This is a genomic window from Mesorhizobium sp. M7A.F.Ca.CA.004.12.1.1, assembly GCF_003997835.1.
In the GTDB taxonomy this organism is placed as follows: Bacteria; Pseudomonadota; Alphaproteobacteria; order Rhizobiales; family Rhizobiaceae; genus Mesorhizobium.
On the sequence record NZ_RZRK01000038.1, the window covers coordinates 1 to 15,929 of the forward strand.

General features: G+C 63.8%; 13 protein-coding genes and 1 pseudogene. 8 read left to right on the plus strand and 6 right to left on the minus strand.

Annotated features, from left to right (window positions below; all coding sequences use genetic code 11):
* Positions 1–701 (plus strand): oligopeptide/dipeptide ABC transporter ATP-binding protein (locus tag EN984_RS03705; protein WP_127383632.1); only part of this gene is annotated, 701 nt, incomplete at its 5' end.
* A 35-nt stretch (positions 702–736) separates the two neighbouring features.
* Complete coding sequence (locus EN984_RS03710; protein ID WP_127272705.1) at positions 737–2,008, plus strand: CaiB/BaiF CoA-transferase family protein; 1,272 nt, start codon at positions 737–739, stop codon at positions 2,006–2,008.
* Positions 2,009–2,112: 104 nt separating this feature from the next.
* Here EN984_RS03710 and EN984_RS03715 read toward each other — a convergent pair whose 3' ends face one another.
* Both EN984_RS03715 and otnK read right to left on the minus strand, forming a co-directional pair.
* A complete protein-coding gene (locus EN984_RS03715) occupies positions 2,113–2,751 on the minus strand; it encodes a class II aldolase/adducin family protein (RefSeq protein WP_127272706.1) in 639 nt (212 codons plus the stop codon).
* A complete protein-coding gene (gene otnK / locus EN984_RS03720) occupies positions 2,751–4,124 on the minus strand; it encodes a 3-oxo-tetronate kinase (protein WP_127273327.1) in 1,374 nt (457 codons plus the stop codon). Before otnK ends, EN984_RS03715 begins: the two co-directional genes overlap by 1 nt.
* A gap of 146 nt (positions 4,125–4,270) precedes the next feature.
* On the opposite strand from otnK, the gene EN984_RS03725 reads away from it, so the two are divergent.
* Entirely contained in the window at positions 4,271–5,008 is a 738-nt protein-coding gene (locus tag EN984_RS03725; RefSeq protein ID WP_127267755.1) for a GntR family transcriptional regulator, read from the plus strand.
* Positions 5,009–5,041: 33 nt separating this feature from the next.
* Here the strand turns inward: EN984_RS03725 and EN984_RS03730 are convergent, their stop codons facing one another.
* The 3 genes from EN984_RS03730 to EN984_RS03740 form a co-directional block, all read right to left on the minus strand.
* Complete coding sequence (locus tag EN984_RS03730) at positions 5,042–6,271, minus strand: aminotransferase class III-fold pyridoxal phosphate-dependent enzyme (RefSeq protein WP_127267756.1); 1,230 nt, start codon at positions 6,269–6,271, stop codon at positions 5,042–5,044.
* A gap of 119 nt (positions 6,272–6,390) precedes the next feature.
* On the minus strand, positions 6,391–7,953 hold the full coding sequence (locus EN984_RS03735) for an ABC transporter substrate-binding protein (protein WP_164749072.1): 1,563 nt from the start codon (positions 7,951–7,953) through the stop codon (positions 6,391–6,393).
* A gap of 84 nt (positions 7,954–8,037) precedes the next feature.
* Positions 8,038–10,212 (minus strand): alpha-ketoacid dehydrogenase subunit alpha/beta, encoded by a 2,175-nt coding sequence (locus EN984_RS03740; protein WP_127267758.1) that lies wholly within the window; start codon positions 10,210–10,212, stop codon positions 8,038–8,040.
* A 278-nt stretch (positions 10,213–10,490) separates the two neighbouring features.
* Here EN984_RS03740 and EN984_RS03745 point away from each other — a divergent pair, with 278 nt between their 5' ends.
* From EN984_RS03745 to EN984_RS39475, 3 genes and pseudogenes are all read left to right on the plus strand, one after another.
* Positions 10,491–10,772 (plus strand): type II toxin-antitoxin system ParD family antitoxin, encoded by a 282-nt coding sequence (locus EN984_RS03745; protein ID WP_023811572.1) that lies wholly within the window; start codon positions 10,491–10,493, stop codon positions 10,770–10,772.
* Positions 10,769–10,909, plus strand: a pseudogene (locus EN984_RS39470) (type II toxin-antitoxin system RelE/ParE family toxin); the annotation flags it as partial. The gene EN984_RS03745 and the pseudogene EN984_RS39470, both read left to right, overlap by 4 nt.
* Before the next feature lie 25 nt (positions 10,910–10,934).
* Complete coding sequence (locus tag EN984_RS39475; RefSeq protein ID WP_306663811.1) at positions 10,935–11,069, plus strand: hypothetical protein; 135 nt, start codon at positions 10,935–10,937, stop codon at positions 11,067–11,069.
* Between the two features lie 45 nt (positions 11,070–11,114).
* Here the strand turns inward: EN984_RS39475 and EN984_RS03755 are convergent, their stop codons facing one another.
* Entirely contained in the window at positions 11,115–11,894 is a 780-nt protein-coding gene (locus EN984_RS03755) for a LuxR C-terminal-related transcriptional regulator (protein WP_127267759.1), read from the minus strand.
* Between the two features lie 112 nt (positions 11,895–12,006).
* Between EN984_RS03755 and EN984_RS03760 the strand changes: the two genes are divergently transcribed.
* The gene (locus tag EN984_RS03760; RefSeq protein ID WP_127270869.1) at positions 12,007–14,166 is read left to right on the plus strand and encodes a hydantoinase/oxoprolinase family protein; all 2,160 of its coding nucleotides are present in this window, start codon (positions 12,007–12,009) and stop codon (positions 14,164–14,166) included.
* A 13-nt stretch (positions 14,167–14,179) separates the two neighbouring features.
* Positions 14,180–15,929, plus strand: a 1,750-nt coding sequence (locus EN984_RS03765; protein ID WP_127383633.1) for a hydantoinase B/oxoprolinase family protein, incomplete at its 3' end; no start/stop codon positions are given.

The window sequence follows — 15,929 nt, forward strand, 5'->3', positions numbered from 1 at the left end:
TCCAGGACCCGTACGGGTCGCTGCATCCGCGCATGCGCATTGCCGACAACGTCGCCGAGCCGCTGCGCATGAGCGACATGTCGGCGGCCGACCGCCGCGCCCGCGTCGCCGAACTGCTCGAACTGGTGCGGCTCAATCCCGAGCATGGCAAGCGCTATCCGCACGAACTGTCAGGCGGCCAGCGCCAGCGTGTCGTCATCGCCCGGGCGCTTGCGCTGAACCCGCAAGTGGTGATCCTCGACGAACCGGTTTCGGCGCTCGATGTTTCGGTGCAGGCTGGCGTGCTCAATTTGCTCAGGGATATCCAGCAGTCTTTCGGCACATCCTATCTGTTCATCGCACATGATCTTTCGGTCGTGCGCCACATCTCGCACCAGGTCGCGGTGATGTATCTCGGCAAGATCGTAGAGATCGCACCCGCGGCCGAACTCTATTCGAGGGCGCTGCATCCCTACACGCAGGCGCTGCTGTCGGCGGTGCCGCTCGCCAATCCCGAGAAGGAGCGCAAGCGCGAGCGCATCGTACTGACCGGTGACGTGCCGAGCCCGCTCAACCCACCATCCGGCTGCCGCTTCCGCACGCGCTGCTTCAAGGCGCAGGCGATCTGCGCTGCCGTCGAACCGCCGCTCGATCCGGCTGGCGGTTCGCATCGCGTCGCCTGTCATTTTCCGGAGCCGGTCAACACGTTCAAGACTGTGTGATTGGCCTGCCGAATTCACCCGAAGGAATCTTGATCGTGACTGAGGACCATTCCGAGAATGCCGGTACGGCAGGATCCGCGCGCCTGCCGCTCGAAGGCATCAAGGTTCTCGATCTTTCCCGCGTGCTCGCCGGTCCTTGGGCAACGATGAGCCTTGCCGATCTCGGCGCCGAGGTCTGGAAGATCGAGAACATAGATGGCGGCGACGACACCAGGGCGTGGTCGGTGCCGAGCTACAAGGGTGTCTCGACCTACTATCTCTGCGCCAATCGCGGCAAGCAGAGCATCGCGCTCGACATGAAAAGCCCGCAGGGGCTGGCCATCGTGCGCGAACTGGCGGCGAAGGCCGACATCGTCGTCGAGAATTTCCGCTCCGGCACCGCCGACCGCCTCGGCGTCGGTTTCAAGGAACTCAGCGCGCCAAACCCGCGGCTGATCTACTGCTCGATCTCCGGCTATGGTCAGACCGGGCCCGATGCCGGACGGCCCGGCTATGATTTCGTCATGCAGGCCGAAAGCGGCCTGATGGCCATCACTGGCGAGAGCAATGGCGAGCCGATGCGCGTCGGCGTCGCCATCACCGACATCGTCTGCGGCATGGTCTCGACGCAGTCGATCCTGGCAGCGCTTTACGAGCGCGCGACGACCGGCAAGGGCCAGTTCCTCGACCTGTCGCTGATCGACTGCGCGCTCAGCCTGCTGATCAATATCGGCAGCGGTTACCTCAACACCGGCCGCGAGGTCGCCCGCTACGGCAATGCGCATCCGACGGTTGTCCCCTATCAGATATTCGAGGCCTCCGATGGCGGCTTCGCGCTGGCCGTCGGCAATGACCGCCAGTTCGCGGCGCTGTGCGAGAAGGTCCTTGATCTGCCACATCTGGCTGGGGATGCGCGCTTCATCAAGGCAGGCGCGCGTGCCACCAACCGCGAGGCTTTGATCCCCGAATTGGCGGCTGCCTTCAAGACGCGGACGCGCGACCACTGGATGGCAACCTGCGCCGCCGCCAGCGTGCCGGCCGGCACCGTAAAATCGATACCGGAAGTCTTCGACAGTCCCAATGTGCGTGAGCGTGGCCTCGTCCAGACCTTGCCGCATCCGCATCTCGGCTCCGTCGCCATGGTGCGCCCGGCACAGGGACTTGCCGCGCAGCTGACCGCCGACTTTACCGCGCCGCCGATGCTGGGCCAGGACACAGCTGCCGTGCTGGCCGACGTGCTCGGCTACAGCGCCGAGACCATCGACCAACTGATCGGCTCCGGGGCTGTCAGCGTCTATGCGCCTGCCGCCGAACCGATCCCCGCCTGATCTTCCACGGAACGTGGCAGCCCTCGTCTCGCATTTGCGGTTCGACGACTGGTGGTTCTTAACTTCAAGAGCGCGAAGAGCCGCTCCCGGAATTGCTCGGCCGGCTACTTCTGCTGGCCGTAATTCTTGTACCGCCCCCGAATGGCGGCGATCTCGCTGCCCTCGATGAGCACCGGTGTACCGGCGCTGCGCGCCAAAAGGTATTGCCGCGCCAAGGTCTCGAGCTTGATGGTGCGGACGAGCGCCGTGTCGAGATCGCCGCCGAAAGCGATCATGCCATGATTGGCGAGCAGGCAGGCCGACCTGTCCTTGAGCGCGACGACGGCAACCTTGGCCAGTTCGCTTGACGCGAACAGCGCATAGTCCGAACAGCGCACATCATCGCCACCGAAACCCGCGACCATGTAATGGAACAGCGGCAGTCCCTCGCGCAGGCACGATAGCGCCACGCAATGGTCGGGATGGGCATGCACGACGGCACCGGCCTCGGGGAAAGCCTTGTAGATCTCGGCGTGCATTTCCCATTCGCTCGACGGCCGGAACGCCCCCTCCCAGCTGCCATCGAGTTGCATCGGCACCATCTGCTCCGGCCGAAGCGCGCTTGTAGCTATTCCCGTCGGCGTGATCATCATGCCGCTTGTCGTCCGCACACTGATGTTGCCGGTGGTGCCGACATTCATTCCGCTGGCGTCCAGCGTCTGCGTCGCGGTGATCAGGCTGGCGCGTGCAGTCTCGGTGTCCATCACGATGCTTTTCCTGTGGTTGGCCGCATGACAGGTTTTGCCGGTGGCCATATATCGATCGCCGGCGCGACGGTGGTCGCCCGTGTCATGTCTTGCAGGACGTCGGCGAAAATATCCGGGCCGCCGAGCTTCCCCGATTTCAACATCAGCGCCAGCGGCTCGGATGGCAGGCCGGGGAGGTGGGCAGTGGCACGCGACAGTCCCGGCCCCTCATAGGCACCCATGGCGATGCGGTCGATGCCGAGCGCCTTGACCACCGAACCGGCGGTCTCGCCGCCGGCGACGACCAGCCGCCGCACACCGAGTTCGAGCACAAGAATGTGTGCAATCCCGGCCAGCATCTCTTCCGCCTTTGCCGCCACCGCGTTGCGGCCATGCGCCTGCTGCAGCGCTTCGACCGTCGCTTGCGGCGCCGTCGTGGCAATGGCGATCATCGTGCCGGGCAAATGCCGCTGGGCGAAGGCACGCGCTTCGGCCACGACATCGGCGCCGGCGAAGGCGCTGGCCAGATCGATCGTCAGCAGTGGATTGTTTTGCGCAAAGCGTTCGAGCTGTTCGATGGTGCGGTCGGCAACGCTGCCGGCCAGCACCGCCGCTGGGCCGTTTATGGCCGGCAGGCTGGCGGTAACGAGATCGACTGAATTCAGCAGCCCATGCGTGAGCCAGGCCGGTGGCAGATGCGCGGCGACCGAGGAATTGCCGGTCATCAGCGGCAGGTCGAAGGTCGCTTCCGCGATCGCAACCAGGTCGCGCTCGCGGATCGTGTCGGTGACCAGCAGCGTCTCGCCGCCCGCGCTGTGCTCTCGTATGGCGTTGCGGATGGCCTCCGCCCCGGCATCGACGACGAGATAGGGCACCAGCCCGACCTTGCCTTTGCTCTGCGCCTGCAGCACGCGAACCAGATTGGAATCGGTCATCGGCGTCAGCGGATCGAAGCGCTTGGGCGATTCACCCAGCAATTGGGCGCCGCCGAACATGTGTCCCTGATAGACGGTGCGGCCGGTCTCACACAGCGCCGGAGTGAACAGCGTGACGCCGCCGCCGAGGCGCTCGAGCAGCGCCTCGGCGCAAGGACCGATGTTGCCGGCAGGTGTCGAATCGAAAGTGGCGCAATATTTGAAGAAGATCTGCCGGGCACCAGCTTCAAGCAGCCGGTCCGCCGCCTCCAGAACCTGGCGCACCGCATCGCTGGCCGCGATGACGCGGGTCTTCAGCAGGATCACATGGGCAAGATTGCCTGGTGGGATCGGCGCACTCAGTCCGACCGTGCATCCCGTTGGAATGCCGCGCGCCACCAGCATCGACGCCAGCTCGGTGCCGCCGGTCAGATCGTCGGCTATGGCGCCGAACAGGAGTGAAGGCGTCGCGGTCATGCGCCCCGTCTCATGTCCGTCTGCACCATGGCTGCCCGTCTCGCAGTTGCCTGTCTCATGTCGGTGGTCAGGCCATTCGTGGTATCATATACACAGCCCACGCGACGCAGGCGACGCCGGCGCCGCTGCAAGAACGGAGAGCGGATGTGACTGCTTCTATCGCGCCGATCGCGCGCGACAATCTGACGACGCGCGTCTACGAGGAGCTTCGCCGCGCCATGATGGAGGGCCGCTTCTGGCCGGGCCATCGCTTCAAGATCCGCGACCTTGCCGCCAGCCTTCAGGTGTCTGAGACGCCAGTGCGCGAGGCGCTGATGCAGCTGGTCCGCGAAAAGGGTCTGGAGATGGAGGCCGGTCGTTCGATCACCGTCGCCCAGCTGTCGCTGGCCCAATATCTGGAGTTGCGCAGCATCCGGCTGCATCTCGAAGGCATGGCGGGGGCGGCGGCAACAACGCGCATCGAGCCACGGGAGATCGACCGTCTGGCCGAGGTGCATGACAGACTGATTGCCAACGAGGACAATGGCCATTGGTTCGAAGCCGTCCGCGACAATTGGGAATTCCACCATTCCATCTACCAGGCGGCGCAAATGCCGGAGCTGCTGGCGATCATCGAGGGCATCTGGCTGCGCAACGGTCCGCTGGTGAACTATCAATACCCGCACGCCAGGCCGACCTACGACGGCCGCCACCGGCACCTCGACATTCTCGACGCGCTGCGGGCGCGTGACGAGAACGGCGTGCGCAAGGGCATTCAGCAGGACATGATCGAAGGCGGACGCCTGTTGGTCAAGGTTCTCGAACGGCTGAACGACGGTGCGGTCACGCCCGAGGAACTGCGCCGCGCGGCGCAGAACGGCCGCCTGGTGTCGGCCGTCGGCTGAGCGATTTGTTCCTTCCCACCGCATCGGCGCTGGTCACGCCACCTGCGCCGCTGCGGCCATGCCGGCATCGGCAGCCTGCAGGGCGAGATCTATGTCTTTTGCGGTATGCGCGGCACTCAGGAACATGTTGTGCCGGGGGTGGAAATAGGCGCCCTCGCGCAAGGCGGCCGAGCAGAAGGCGTCGGCCTTTTTGAATTCGGCATCGCCGTCGAAGAGCACCATCGGCATCGACACCGGGCCGGTCTGGCGAAGCGACAGGCCATGCTTCTTCGCTGCCGCATCGAGGCCTGAGCGCAGCCTGTCGCCGGCTTCAGTCATCCTGGAGATGGCGTCGGTGTCGCGCAGCGTGTTGATGGTGGCGATCGCGGCGGCCATGGCGACGGCGCCATACCAGAACGACCCCGTCACATAGACCTTGGTCGCGGCTTCGCGAAACCGGTCGGTGCCGGTGATCGCGGCAAGCGGATAGCCATTGGCGATCGCCTTCGAGAAAGCGGACAGGTCCGGCCGTACGCCGAGCGGTTCCCAGCTGCCGGCGAGATCGATGCGGAAGCCGGCCCTGACATCATCGACGATCAGCGCCGCGTCGGCGGCGGTGGTGAGCTCGCGCGCCCGTCTGGCGAAGGCGGCGGTCGGCAGTTCCTGGTCGCGGGCGATATCGTGGCGGAAAGCGGTGACGACGACGGCGGCAAGATCGCTGCCGGCCTGCTCGACGGCTGCCTCGAGGCTGGCAACATCATTGTAGTCGAAATGGACGATATGGGCGCGGTCCTCGGCGGTGACGCCGGCGAGCGAAGGCGTGCACCACGGCACGGCGCCGTGATAGGAGCCGCGCGCGACCAGCACCTTGCGCCGGCCGGTGCCGGCGCGTGCGATCGTCACGCAGGCCGTGGTGGCGTCGGTGCCGTTCTTCTGCAGCATCGCCCAGTCGGCATGCGCGACGGTCTTGACCAGCAGTTCGGCCAGCTCGACCAACACCTCGCCAGGGCCGTTCATCGCATCGCCCAGGCGACGCTGCCGCTCGGCCGCTGCCTCGACCGCCTGGTGATGGTGGCCGAGGATATTGGGGCCCCAACTGCACATCAGGTCGATGTACTCGCGGCCATCGACATCCCAGACCCGGCAGCCGTCGGCGCGCTCGAAGAATTGCGGATAGGCGGAGCCGAGATAGCGCGTCGCCATGTGCCCCCACATGCCGCCCGGAATGACCGAGGCCGCGCGCTCGCGCAGCAACTGGTCTTTGGAGTTGATCAGGGAAGTCATAGCGAGTTCTCCGCGTATTGATATATCATATATTGATCTTAATGCTGGAAGAACAGGATTTGCTGACCGTCCAGGATGAGGAAGCGGGAGGCGGCTGGCCGCCTCCCGCATCTTTTCGCTCAGTGGCTGAGTTCCGCCAGCGGGAGGTTGCAGCAGGCGCTGTAACGCACGCCCTTGACGTCCGATTTGTAGGCCAGGATCAGGTTCGGGCTGATCAACGGCAGGATGATCCTGTCCTTGATCATCTCCTCGCCGGCCTGATGCCACAGCTTGGCGGCCTCGTCGCCGCTTGCCGCAAGGGCTGCCTTGTAGATATCCGCTTCCTTCGGATTGAGCACCGACGGGTCGCGCACCGCGCCGGCGCGGCGCGCCCACGGGCTGCCCTTGGTCATGGCGAAATAATCGACGTATTGCGACGTGCCGTAATAGTCCGGCGCGTAGAACACCGCCGTCATCGGGATGCCGTCGCCATTGACGCGTTCGCGCCAGTTGGCGAAGGGGATCGGCTGCAGGTCGAGCTTGATGTTGATCTTGGCCAAATCCTGCTGAACCTTCTGCATCAACAGCGACAGATCGACGCCATAGACGTTCATGCCGGGAAACGCCGCTTCCATCTCGAAGCCGTCGGCATGGCCGGCCTTGGCCAGAAGTTCCTTTGCCTTGGCGACGTCATAGGGTTGCGCCTCGAAGCCCGAACCGCCGGGGAAGCCGAGCGGGATCGGTGCGCTGATCAACTGGCCCTCGGAGCCGATGGTGAAGTCCAGGATGCTCGGACGGTCGAGACCGAGCGAAATGGCCTCGCGCACTTCGGGCGTCAGCGGAACCTTGTTGGCCTTGGCGCCGGGCGACAGCGCCACATAGATGAAATTGTAGGACGGCACGGTCTCGATTTTCACGTCGCTGCCGGTCATCGTCTTGGCCGTGTCCGGGTCGATCTGCATGGCGATGTCGGCGGTGCCGCTCTGCAGCATCTGTGCCTGCGCCACCGCATCCTTGGTCTGGCGGATGACGACTTCGCTCAGCGCCGGCGCGGTGCGCCAGTACTTGTCGTTGCGCGCCAGCCGCAGTTCCGAATTGGGCTCATAGGATTTCAGCACGAACGGCGCGCTGCCGGCCGAATGCGCCAGGAACCAGGCCTCGGCATTGTCTGTCGTCGAAGCGTCCGCATCGGCCTTGGCGCCGGCTTCGGAAGCAACCTTGCTGTTGACGACCGCTGCGTAGGGCGCCGCCGCGATGTTGAGGAATTCGGAGCTCGGCGCGACCATCTTGACGACCACCGTATGCGCGTCCGGGGTCTCGATCGAGGCGACATTGTCCATCAGGAACGAGGCGCTGCCCTTGAGGTTCTTTAGCCTCTCCCAGGACCATTTCACGTCCTTGGCTTCGACCGGCGAACCGTCCGAGAATTTGGCGGCCGGGTCGAGCGTGAAGGTGAAGCTGCTCTGGTCGGCATTGCCTTCCCATTTGGAAGCGAGCAGCGGGATCAGCTTGTTGTCCTTGTCCAGCGTCAGCAGCGATTCATAGACGCTGGAATTGTAGATCTGGCAGGTGTCGCAGAAGGCGCGGTGCGGATCGAGCGAGTTGAGGTCGATGTTGCGCGCAATGACCAGCGGCTTGCTGTCCTGCGCGAACGTGGCCGGCGCCCAGAAGGCGCTGGTGGCCAGCAGCACGGCTGCCAGCATCTTCGCCCTGGTCTTGTTTCTCTGTAGGATGCTCATGTCAGTTCTCCCATTTTCTTGTCGGATCTTTGTGGCAATGCGTTCGCTCTATCCACCCACGGCAGTGAGGGATTGAAGCGCGGCCTTGAGCTTTTCAGCGCCGCCCAGTGCGGCGCGGTTGAGCGGGGCCGATACGACGGGAGCCGAGAGGCTTCCCGTCACATGCAGGATCTCGTGATCGAGATAATCGAACACGCGATCCTGAATCTCCTGTGTCAGTCGTCCGCCAAGCGATAGCCCACGCTGCACCTGTTCGATGACGGCTACCCGGTTGGTCTTGCGGATCGAGGCCTCCACCAGCGGCCAGTCGAGCCCGGTCGGGTCGAGGCTGCGCAGGTCGATGATCTCGGCATCGACGCCGGTCTCCTCGACCACCTGGCTGGCGACGGCAACCATGCTGGCGCTGGTGAGCAGTGTACAGGCGCTGCCCGGCCTGACGATCTTCGCCTTGCCGAGCCGCACGCAATAGTCGCGGTCGTCCGCAGGCACAGGGCCTTCGCTCGGGAACAGCTCGACATGCTCGATGACGACGACCGGATCGTCGCATTTCAGCGCTGAATTCATCAGGCCGATATAGTCGAAGGGCGTCGTCGGCGCGACGATGCGCCAGCCGGGAAACAGGGCGAACAGGCCGGACGGATCGCCCGAATGCTGCGAGCCGTAGCCGGTGTGCGGCGAGACGCGCACCCTGACCACGATTGGCACCGGAAAGCCGCCGCCGAACATGTGGCGCACCTTGCTGACCGCGTTGAACAGCTGGTCGGCGGCAACCAGGCAGAAGTCGCCGAACATGATCTCGACGATCGGCCGCAAGCCGCAAAGCGCTGCACCCAGCGCCACGCCGACAAAGCCATTCTCGGCGATCGGCATCGCCAGCACACGCTCCGGCCAGCGCTCCAGCGCGCCCTTTGTGGCGCCCGAAACGCCGCCGCGCAGCCGGTGCACATCCTCGCCCATGATGATGATGCGCGGGTCCTGCTCCATGGCGCGAGCGATGACCTCGGACGCGGCAACCATGAACTTGACCGGCCTGGTGTCGGCCGGCGGCACGTCCTCGATCTCGAGGAAGCGCTCGCCCTTCAGTTCGGAAAGATCGCCGCGGATCTGGTTGTCGACGTCGCTTGGGTCCGGCCACAGATGATCAGGAATGCGCAGCGCGTTGCCGCTCATCTCGGTCAGGGAATCGGCAGCGGTGTTGACCGCCTCCATGACGCGCTGGTCGAGTGTCCCGAGGTCCGAAGCGTTCAGGATGCCCATCGTCTTCAGGCGAGCCGCCATCGTCGCAAGCGGGTCGCGCGCTTTCCAGACGTCTTCCTCGGCGCGCGTGCGGTAGCCGAATTCGCTGCCCGGGCGGGCGCCGCTCTGGTGTAGAAACCGATAGCAGAGCGCCTCGACCAGCACCGGGCCGCCGTCTTCCTCAATCGTCCGGCGCGCCTCGCGCATGGCATGGTGGACTGCCACCACATCCATGCCGTCGCATTCGATGCCACGAAAGCCGAGCATAGGTCCGCGCGAGGCCAGCCGCGTCTCGCGCGTCTGCTCGTTGATGTGCGTGGAGACGGCATAGAGATTGTTTTCGGCGAAAAAGATCACCGGCAGCCGGTAGAGCGCGGCGATGTTCATCGCCTCGTAGGCCGGTCCCGCCATCATCGTGCCGTCGCCGAAGAAGGCGACCGAGATGTTGCCGGTGCCGAGCAGTTTGTTGGCGAGCGCATAGCCCGCCGCGTGCGGCAGGTTGCCGCCGATAATGGCGCTGGTGCCTGGGATGCCGGAGGCATCGTCGCGCATATGCATCGAGCCGCCACGGCCGCCGCAATAGCCTGACTTGAGGCCCATGATCTCGGCCATCAGGCCGCGAACCGATCCCTGCATGCCTGGGTTGAAAGCATCATGCAGCGGGTCGAATCCGCCGGGCGTCTGCGCGTTGACAAGCTTGGCCAGCACCTGGTGATGGGCACGGTGGGTGCCGTTGATGCGGTCGCCGGTGCCGAGCACGGACATGGCGCCGACCGCCGTGGCCTCTTGTCCGATGCTGGCGTGGGCCGGACCATGCACCAGCCCGGCATGGGCCAGATCGAGCACCTTTTCCTCGAAACGGCGGATGAGCAGCATCTGGTGATACCAGCGCACCAGGCTCGACACCTCGGCGTCGGTCCAGTCCGAATCATCGACATCTAGCCGCAACCAGGGCGCCGATGGCTGGATCGATGTCTGCTGGACCATGTCAGCTATTTCCGTTCTGGTAGATGATATATCAAATATTTTCTTAGTCGATTGGGCCGTTCATTTTTCCTGGGGCACGATGCTGGCTAGAAGGTTGCAGGCAAATGGAATTAAATTTCATTTTTGCGAGAAGGCAAAGACTAAGCCGGGACGGCGCGGTTCCGCAAGAGGAATTTTGAGACTGCTAGCAGTGCCGATGTCGGTTTCTTGGGCCGACAGGTTTTCTAACGTATTGGATGTTGGTATGATATAATCACACCGACATTATAGGAGAAATCATGGCTGCCACCGAAAAGCGCACCTTCAGCCTGCCAACAGAGCAGGCTGCTTTCATCGACCGTCTCGTTGAATCAGGAACCTACGCGACCAGCAGTGAAGTGATCCGCGCCGGCCTTCGCGCCCTGCAAGAGCGCGACGCGGCCGTAGAGCGCTGGCTCCGCGAGGAGGTTGTGCCGACCTATGACAGGTGGAAGGCGGATCCTTCCCGAGTTATCCCAGCCAACCAGGCTTTTGACGACATCCGCGCTCACCACGCCGCCCGCTTTAAGAGGGATGTGTGAAGCGCCGGCATATTGTTCTGTTGCCGGAAGCCTTAGCGGACTTAAGATGGATATACGACACCATCGAGATCGCCGCCGGCAACGTCACGGCCATACGCTATATCGAGCGTATCGAAGCCTACTGCCAGGGTCTCGACTACGCCTCGGAGCGCGGAACACGCCGTGACGATCTGCGGCCAGGGCCTTCGGGTTGTCGGTTTCGAGCGCCGTGTAACGGTGACCTTTACAGTCGAATCCGACCAAGTGGTGATCTTCCGTGTGCTCTATGGCGGCGCCAATTGGGAGGATGAGCTCTAACCTGCAACGGGAAAAGCGTAACCCGCTTAGCTGTCCGAACCCGGGCTATCGGTCGACCCGATGCTGGAAGAACTGCAAAAACAATTCCCGCTCCGTGGTGATGTCGAGCTTCTCATAGATGCGCCGGCGATGGTTCTTGACCGTGCCGACGGTGATGCCGAGGCGTTCGGCGATGTTGGCCGTCGGGTGACCGGCGAGGATCAGTTGGACCAACTCCCGCTCGCGCAGTGACAGCTCCGGCCACAGGCTGGCTGGAATGGTCGGTTCCTGGCGGGGCGAGGCGCCGAGGCCTGTCGGCGCTGACGTGCGGGAGAATTCCGTTCCGCGCGCCTTGATGTCGAGCGCATGCAGCGCCTCGAACACCGGCAGCCGTTCATCCAGCAGGGCGATCTCGCTGTCTTTGAATAGCGTGGTCGAGCGGTCGAGGAAGATGCCGAGGCACCAGTCGCCGCCGTCCGCCAGCATGATGCCGACCTCGTCGCAGATCTCCGACTGCGCCAGGAAGCCGGCTATGTACTGGCCGCGCTTGGCCTCATCGTTGGCAAGCCGTTTCAGCGGCATGATGCCCAGCCTTCGCTCGCGTCGCCACGACGCATAGAACGGGTCGAAGACATAGTAATTGTCGAGATAGCGCCGGACCATTTCGTCCGAGAAGCGTCGGTGTTTGATGAATTCGGGTGTCTGCGTCGTCGAATAGCGCGTCACCGTGACGAGGTCGTGCTCGATATCCGCGCCGATCAGGTCGATCAGGCAGTCGACATGCCTGTCCGTGCCGGTGGCGGCGATCGCTTTGGCGAGCGGCGCCCAGATGGTCCCCATGCGCATGCCCTTTTTTCGGCGATGTCAGCTCAGCCGTCATTATGTCTTTAGGCATATGGCGCGAAGCCGCCCATCGAATCTAGCCTTGCGTCAACCTAGACCAGATCCCGAGGCGACCGTGACCCAACCCAATCTCACCGGCCCCATCGTCGGCAATCCAATCGTCATCGGTATCGACGCCGGCGGCACCATGACCGACACGATTCTTGTCGATCAGGACGGCCACTTCAAGATCGGCAAGTCGGCGACCACGCCGAAGAACGAAGCCGAAGGTTTTCTCGCGTCTGCCGAGGACGCGGCGGATGCCTGGGGCATCTCGCTGGAATCATTGTTTTCCGGCGTCAACGTCGTGCTCTATTCCGGCACCGGCATGCTCAACACACTGTTGTCGCGCACCGGCCGCCGGCTCGGCCTGATCACCACCAAGGGCCTTGAGGACATGATCCTGATGGGCCGCGGGCTGCAGGCCTGGGCCGATTATTCCTACGCCGACCGGCTGCACGCGGTCACGCATCATCATCCCGATCCGCTGGTGCCGCGCCGCCGCACGCATGGCGTCACCGAGCGCATCGACCAGTTCGGCGACGTCGTGCTGCCGCTCTACGAACACGAGGTCTCCATCGCCGCGAAAAAATTGATCGCCGACAAGGTCGAGGCGATCTGCATCATGACCATCTTCTCGCATGTCAATCCGGTGCACGAGAAGCGCATCGCCGAGATCTGCCGCGCGGAGGTCGACAGGGCCGGCGCCGACATCATCGTCTACACCAGCCATGAGGTCCGCCCGGTCATCCGCGAGCAGTCGCGGCTGAATTCGGTGCTGATCGAGGCCTACGCCACCTCGCGCGGCCGCAAGCAGCTTAGGGGTATCGAGGACGTCTCGAAGAAATACGGCTTCAAATATGGCGTGCAGACGCTGCTCTCCTTCGGCGGCCTGACCTCGATCAACCATCCGCGCCTGCACGAAACCATGATCTCCGGCCCGATCGGCGGCATCCTCGGTGCTGCCTATGTCGGCAAGCTGATCGGCAATGATTCGCTGATCTGCTCGGATATGGGCGGCACCTCTTTCGACATGGGCGTCATCACACGCGGCCAGACGCGAATCGAGAACGAGCCGCTGATGGACCGTTTCAAGCTCAACGTGCCGACGCTGCATCTCGACACGATCGGCGCCGGCGCCGGCATGATCCTCAAGGTCGATCCCCTGACCAAGAAGGTCTCGCTTGGGCCGGAAAGCGCCGGCTCGGATCCCGGTCCGATCTGCTTCGATCGCGGTGGCACCGAGCCGACCATCGCCGATTGCGACGCCATCCTCGGCCGCCTCAACCCACACTATTTCCTGGGCGGCAAGGTCGTGCTGCAGGTCGAAAAGGCGCGCCGCGCCTTCGAGGAAAAGTGCTCCAGCGTGCTCGGCGTTGGTGTCGAGGAAGCCGCGGAAGGCATGATCGACATGCTGGAGTCCGATGCCAACAACGCGCTGCGCCGGGTCATTTCCGGGCAAGGCATCCATCCCTCCGAATTCACGCTGCTGTCCTATGGCGGCTCGGGACCTTTGCATCTGGCCGGCTGCTCCAGGGGCATCGGCTTCAAGGACATCATCACCTTCCAGTTCGCGGCCGCCTTCTCCGCCTTCGGCTGCACCACGGCCGATTTCATGCGGCGTCATTCCGTCTCCACCCAGCACGACATCCCGTCACGCGCCGACGAGGCTACGCTGGCCGCCTTCGGCGCCAAGGTCACCACGGTCTGGAACGACCTGACCAAGGCAGCGGTCGACGAGATGATCGCCGACGGCCATACCAGGGAGAAGATCAGGACCGTGCCGTTCCTGATGATGCGCTACACCGGCCAGCTCGAGGACGTCGAAGTCATGGCGCCGCTTGCCAAGGTCGGTTCGGCCGACGACATGCGCAGGGTTATCGACGAGTTCGAGGCGGTCTATGCCAAGGTCAACCATCGCGTGTCGCGTTATGGCGAAGCCGGCTTCACCATCACCGAACTCGGGCTGATCGCCACCGCCGACAAGGTCAAGCCGGTGCTGCTCAAGCGGCCGCTCGGCGCCTCCAACCCGGCAGCCGCCCACAAGGGCGTGCGCGAGGCCTATATCGGTGGGCGCTGGCACAAGGCCAATCTCTACGAGATGGATCTGCTTCAGCCAGGCCACGAAGTCATCGGCCCGGCCATCATCGAACATCCCGCCACCACGCTCGTCGTTCATCCGCAGGACCGTGTCCATGTCGATGAATGGACGCTGCTGCACTACACCCACGCTTGAGAGGGCGACCGCCATGTTGGACAAACCTGCCTCGGCCCTGCGCCTTCGCGAAAGACTGCTCGATTCCGAGCGGCTGATGGAAGAGACCGGTTGCTATGACGGCATTACGGAACTCACGCTGCGCAACCAGGATCCGCTGAAATTCGAGACGCTGCACACCAAGCTACGCGCCTATTGCGTCTCGGCGCGCGAAATGGCGCGCCGCATCTCGGCCTCGCCCGGCGTGCGCGAGGTCGGCGAAATGGTGGTCGCCATCTACACGCCCGAGGGCGACGCCATCGCTCTCTCCAACGGCATCATGGTGCACGTCCATACGATGAGCCGCTTCATCAAATGGATGATCAAAAACGGCTACGAGGACAACCCGCGCATCCGCGAAGGCGACATTTTCGCCAACAACGACGCCTTCATAGGCACTGTGCAGGTGCCCGACGTGATGGACGTGGTGCCTATCTTTCATGAAGGCACGCTTGTCGGCTGGGCCGGCGCCGTCTGCCACGAGCTGGAGGCTGGCGGCATTACCCCAGGCGGTGATGTGTGTCTCGCGCAGGAGCGCTTCACCGAGGGTCTGTTCGTCTGCGCCGAGAAGATCGGCGAGAACGACGAGATCCGCCGCGACTACGTCATCCGCTGCGAGCGCAATCTGCGAATGCCGATCTACTGGGTGCTCGACGAGAAGGCCAAAGTCGCATCCTGCATCGACATGCGCGAAAGCGTCAAGCAGCTGATCTCCGAGATCGGCCTCGACTACTGGATGAAGGTGTCGAAGGAGTTCATCGAGGAAGGCCGCCGTGCCCAGCTCGCCCGCACCCGCCAGCTCACCGTCCCCGGAATCTATCGCGGCCACACTTTTTACGGCCACGTCACCGCAGGCAAACCCGGCTTCCAGCTGCTCGGCGATCCGGACTGGCTCTACAACATCCCGATCGAGATGGAGATCACCACCGACGGCAAGATCACCATGGACTTCGAGGGCACGCAGCCCTGGGGCTACCATTCGATGAACTGCACGCCGGCCGGCATGGATGGCGGCATGTTCGTCACCTTGACCCAGCACATGAATTTCGAAGGGCTGGTCAATGACGGCGCGTGGATGGCGACCGAACTGAAACTGCCGCACGGCACCTGGACCAACCCCGACAACGAGATGGTGGCGACCGCCACCTCATGGGCTTTGCTGCTGCCGGCCTATGGCGTCTTCCAGCGGCTTTTGTCGCGCAGTTTTGTCGCCCGCGGCTTCGTCGAGGAGGCCTTCGTCGGCCAGGTCAACAGCCCGATGATCGAGATGGGCGGCGAGAGCCAGTACGGCACGCCGTTCGGCATGGCCCATTTTGAATGCGCCGCCGCCGGCTCCGGCGCGCTCGCCATCAAGGATGGTCTCGACACCGCCTATGTCGGCTGGAACCCGGAATCCGACATGGGCAACATCGAGGTCTGGGAACAGTCGATGCCGATGGTCTATATCGGCCGCTCGATCGTGCCCAACTCCGGCGGTGCCGGCAAATATCGCGGCGGCTGTTCCTTCGTCTCGACCTGGCTGATCAACAAGACGTCGCATCTGCGGCTCCACACCTCCGAACATTCTTCGCGCGTGTTCGACAATGGCGGCATGTGCGGCGGTTATCCGGCGCCGACCTGCCAGAAGCATCGCGCCGTGCGCAACTCAGACATTCACGAACTCGCGGCAAAAGGCGAACCGCTGGCGCATGCGCCCGGCATCGATCCGCATGTCTCCGACTACGAGCGGAACATCGGTGGCGACC

Excerpts from the sequence above, each read along its gene's own strand:
- EN984_RS03730 (WP_127267756.1), bottom strand. The coding sequence starts at position 6,271 with ATGACTTCCCTGATCAACTCCAAAGACCAGTTGCTGCGCGAGCGCGCG.
- otnK (WP_127273327.1), bottom strand. The coding sequence starts at position 4,124 with ATGACCGCGACGCCTTCACTCCTGTTCGGCGCCATAGCCGACGATCTG.
- EN984_RS03740 (WP_127267758.1), bottom strand. The coding sequence starts at position 10,212 with ATGGTCCAGCAGACATCGATCCAGCCATCGGCGCCCTGGTTGCGGCTA.
- EN984_RS03735 (WP_164749072.1), bottom strand. The coding sequence starts at position 7,953 with ATGCTGGCAGCCGTGCTGCTGGCCACCAGCGCCTTCTGGGCGCCGGCC.
- EN984_RS03715 (WP_127272706.1), bottom strand. The coding sequence starts at position 2,751 with ATGGACACCGAGACTGCACGCGCCAGCCTGATCACCGCGACGCAGACG.
- EN984_RS03755 (WP_127267759.1), bottom strand. The coding sequence starts at position 11,894 with ATGCGCATGGGGACCATCTGGGCGCCGCTCGCCAAAGCGATCGCCGCC.
- EN984_RS03745 (WP_023811572.1), top strand. The coding sequence starts at position 10,491 with ATGGCTGCCACCGAAAAGCGCACCTTCAGCCTGCCAACAGAGCAGGCT.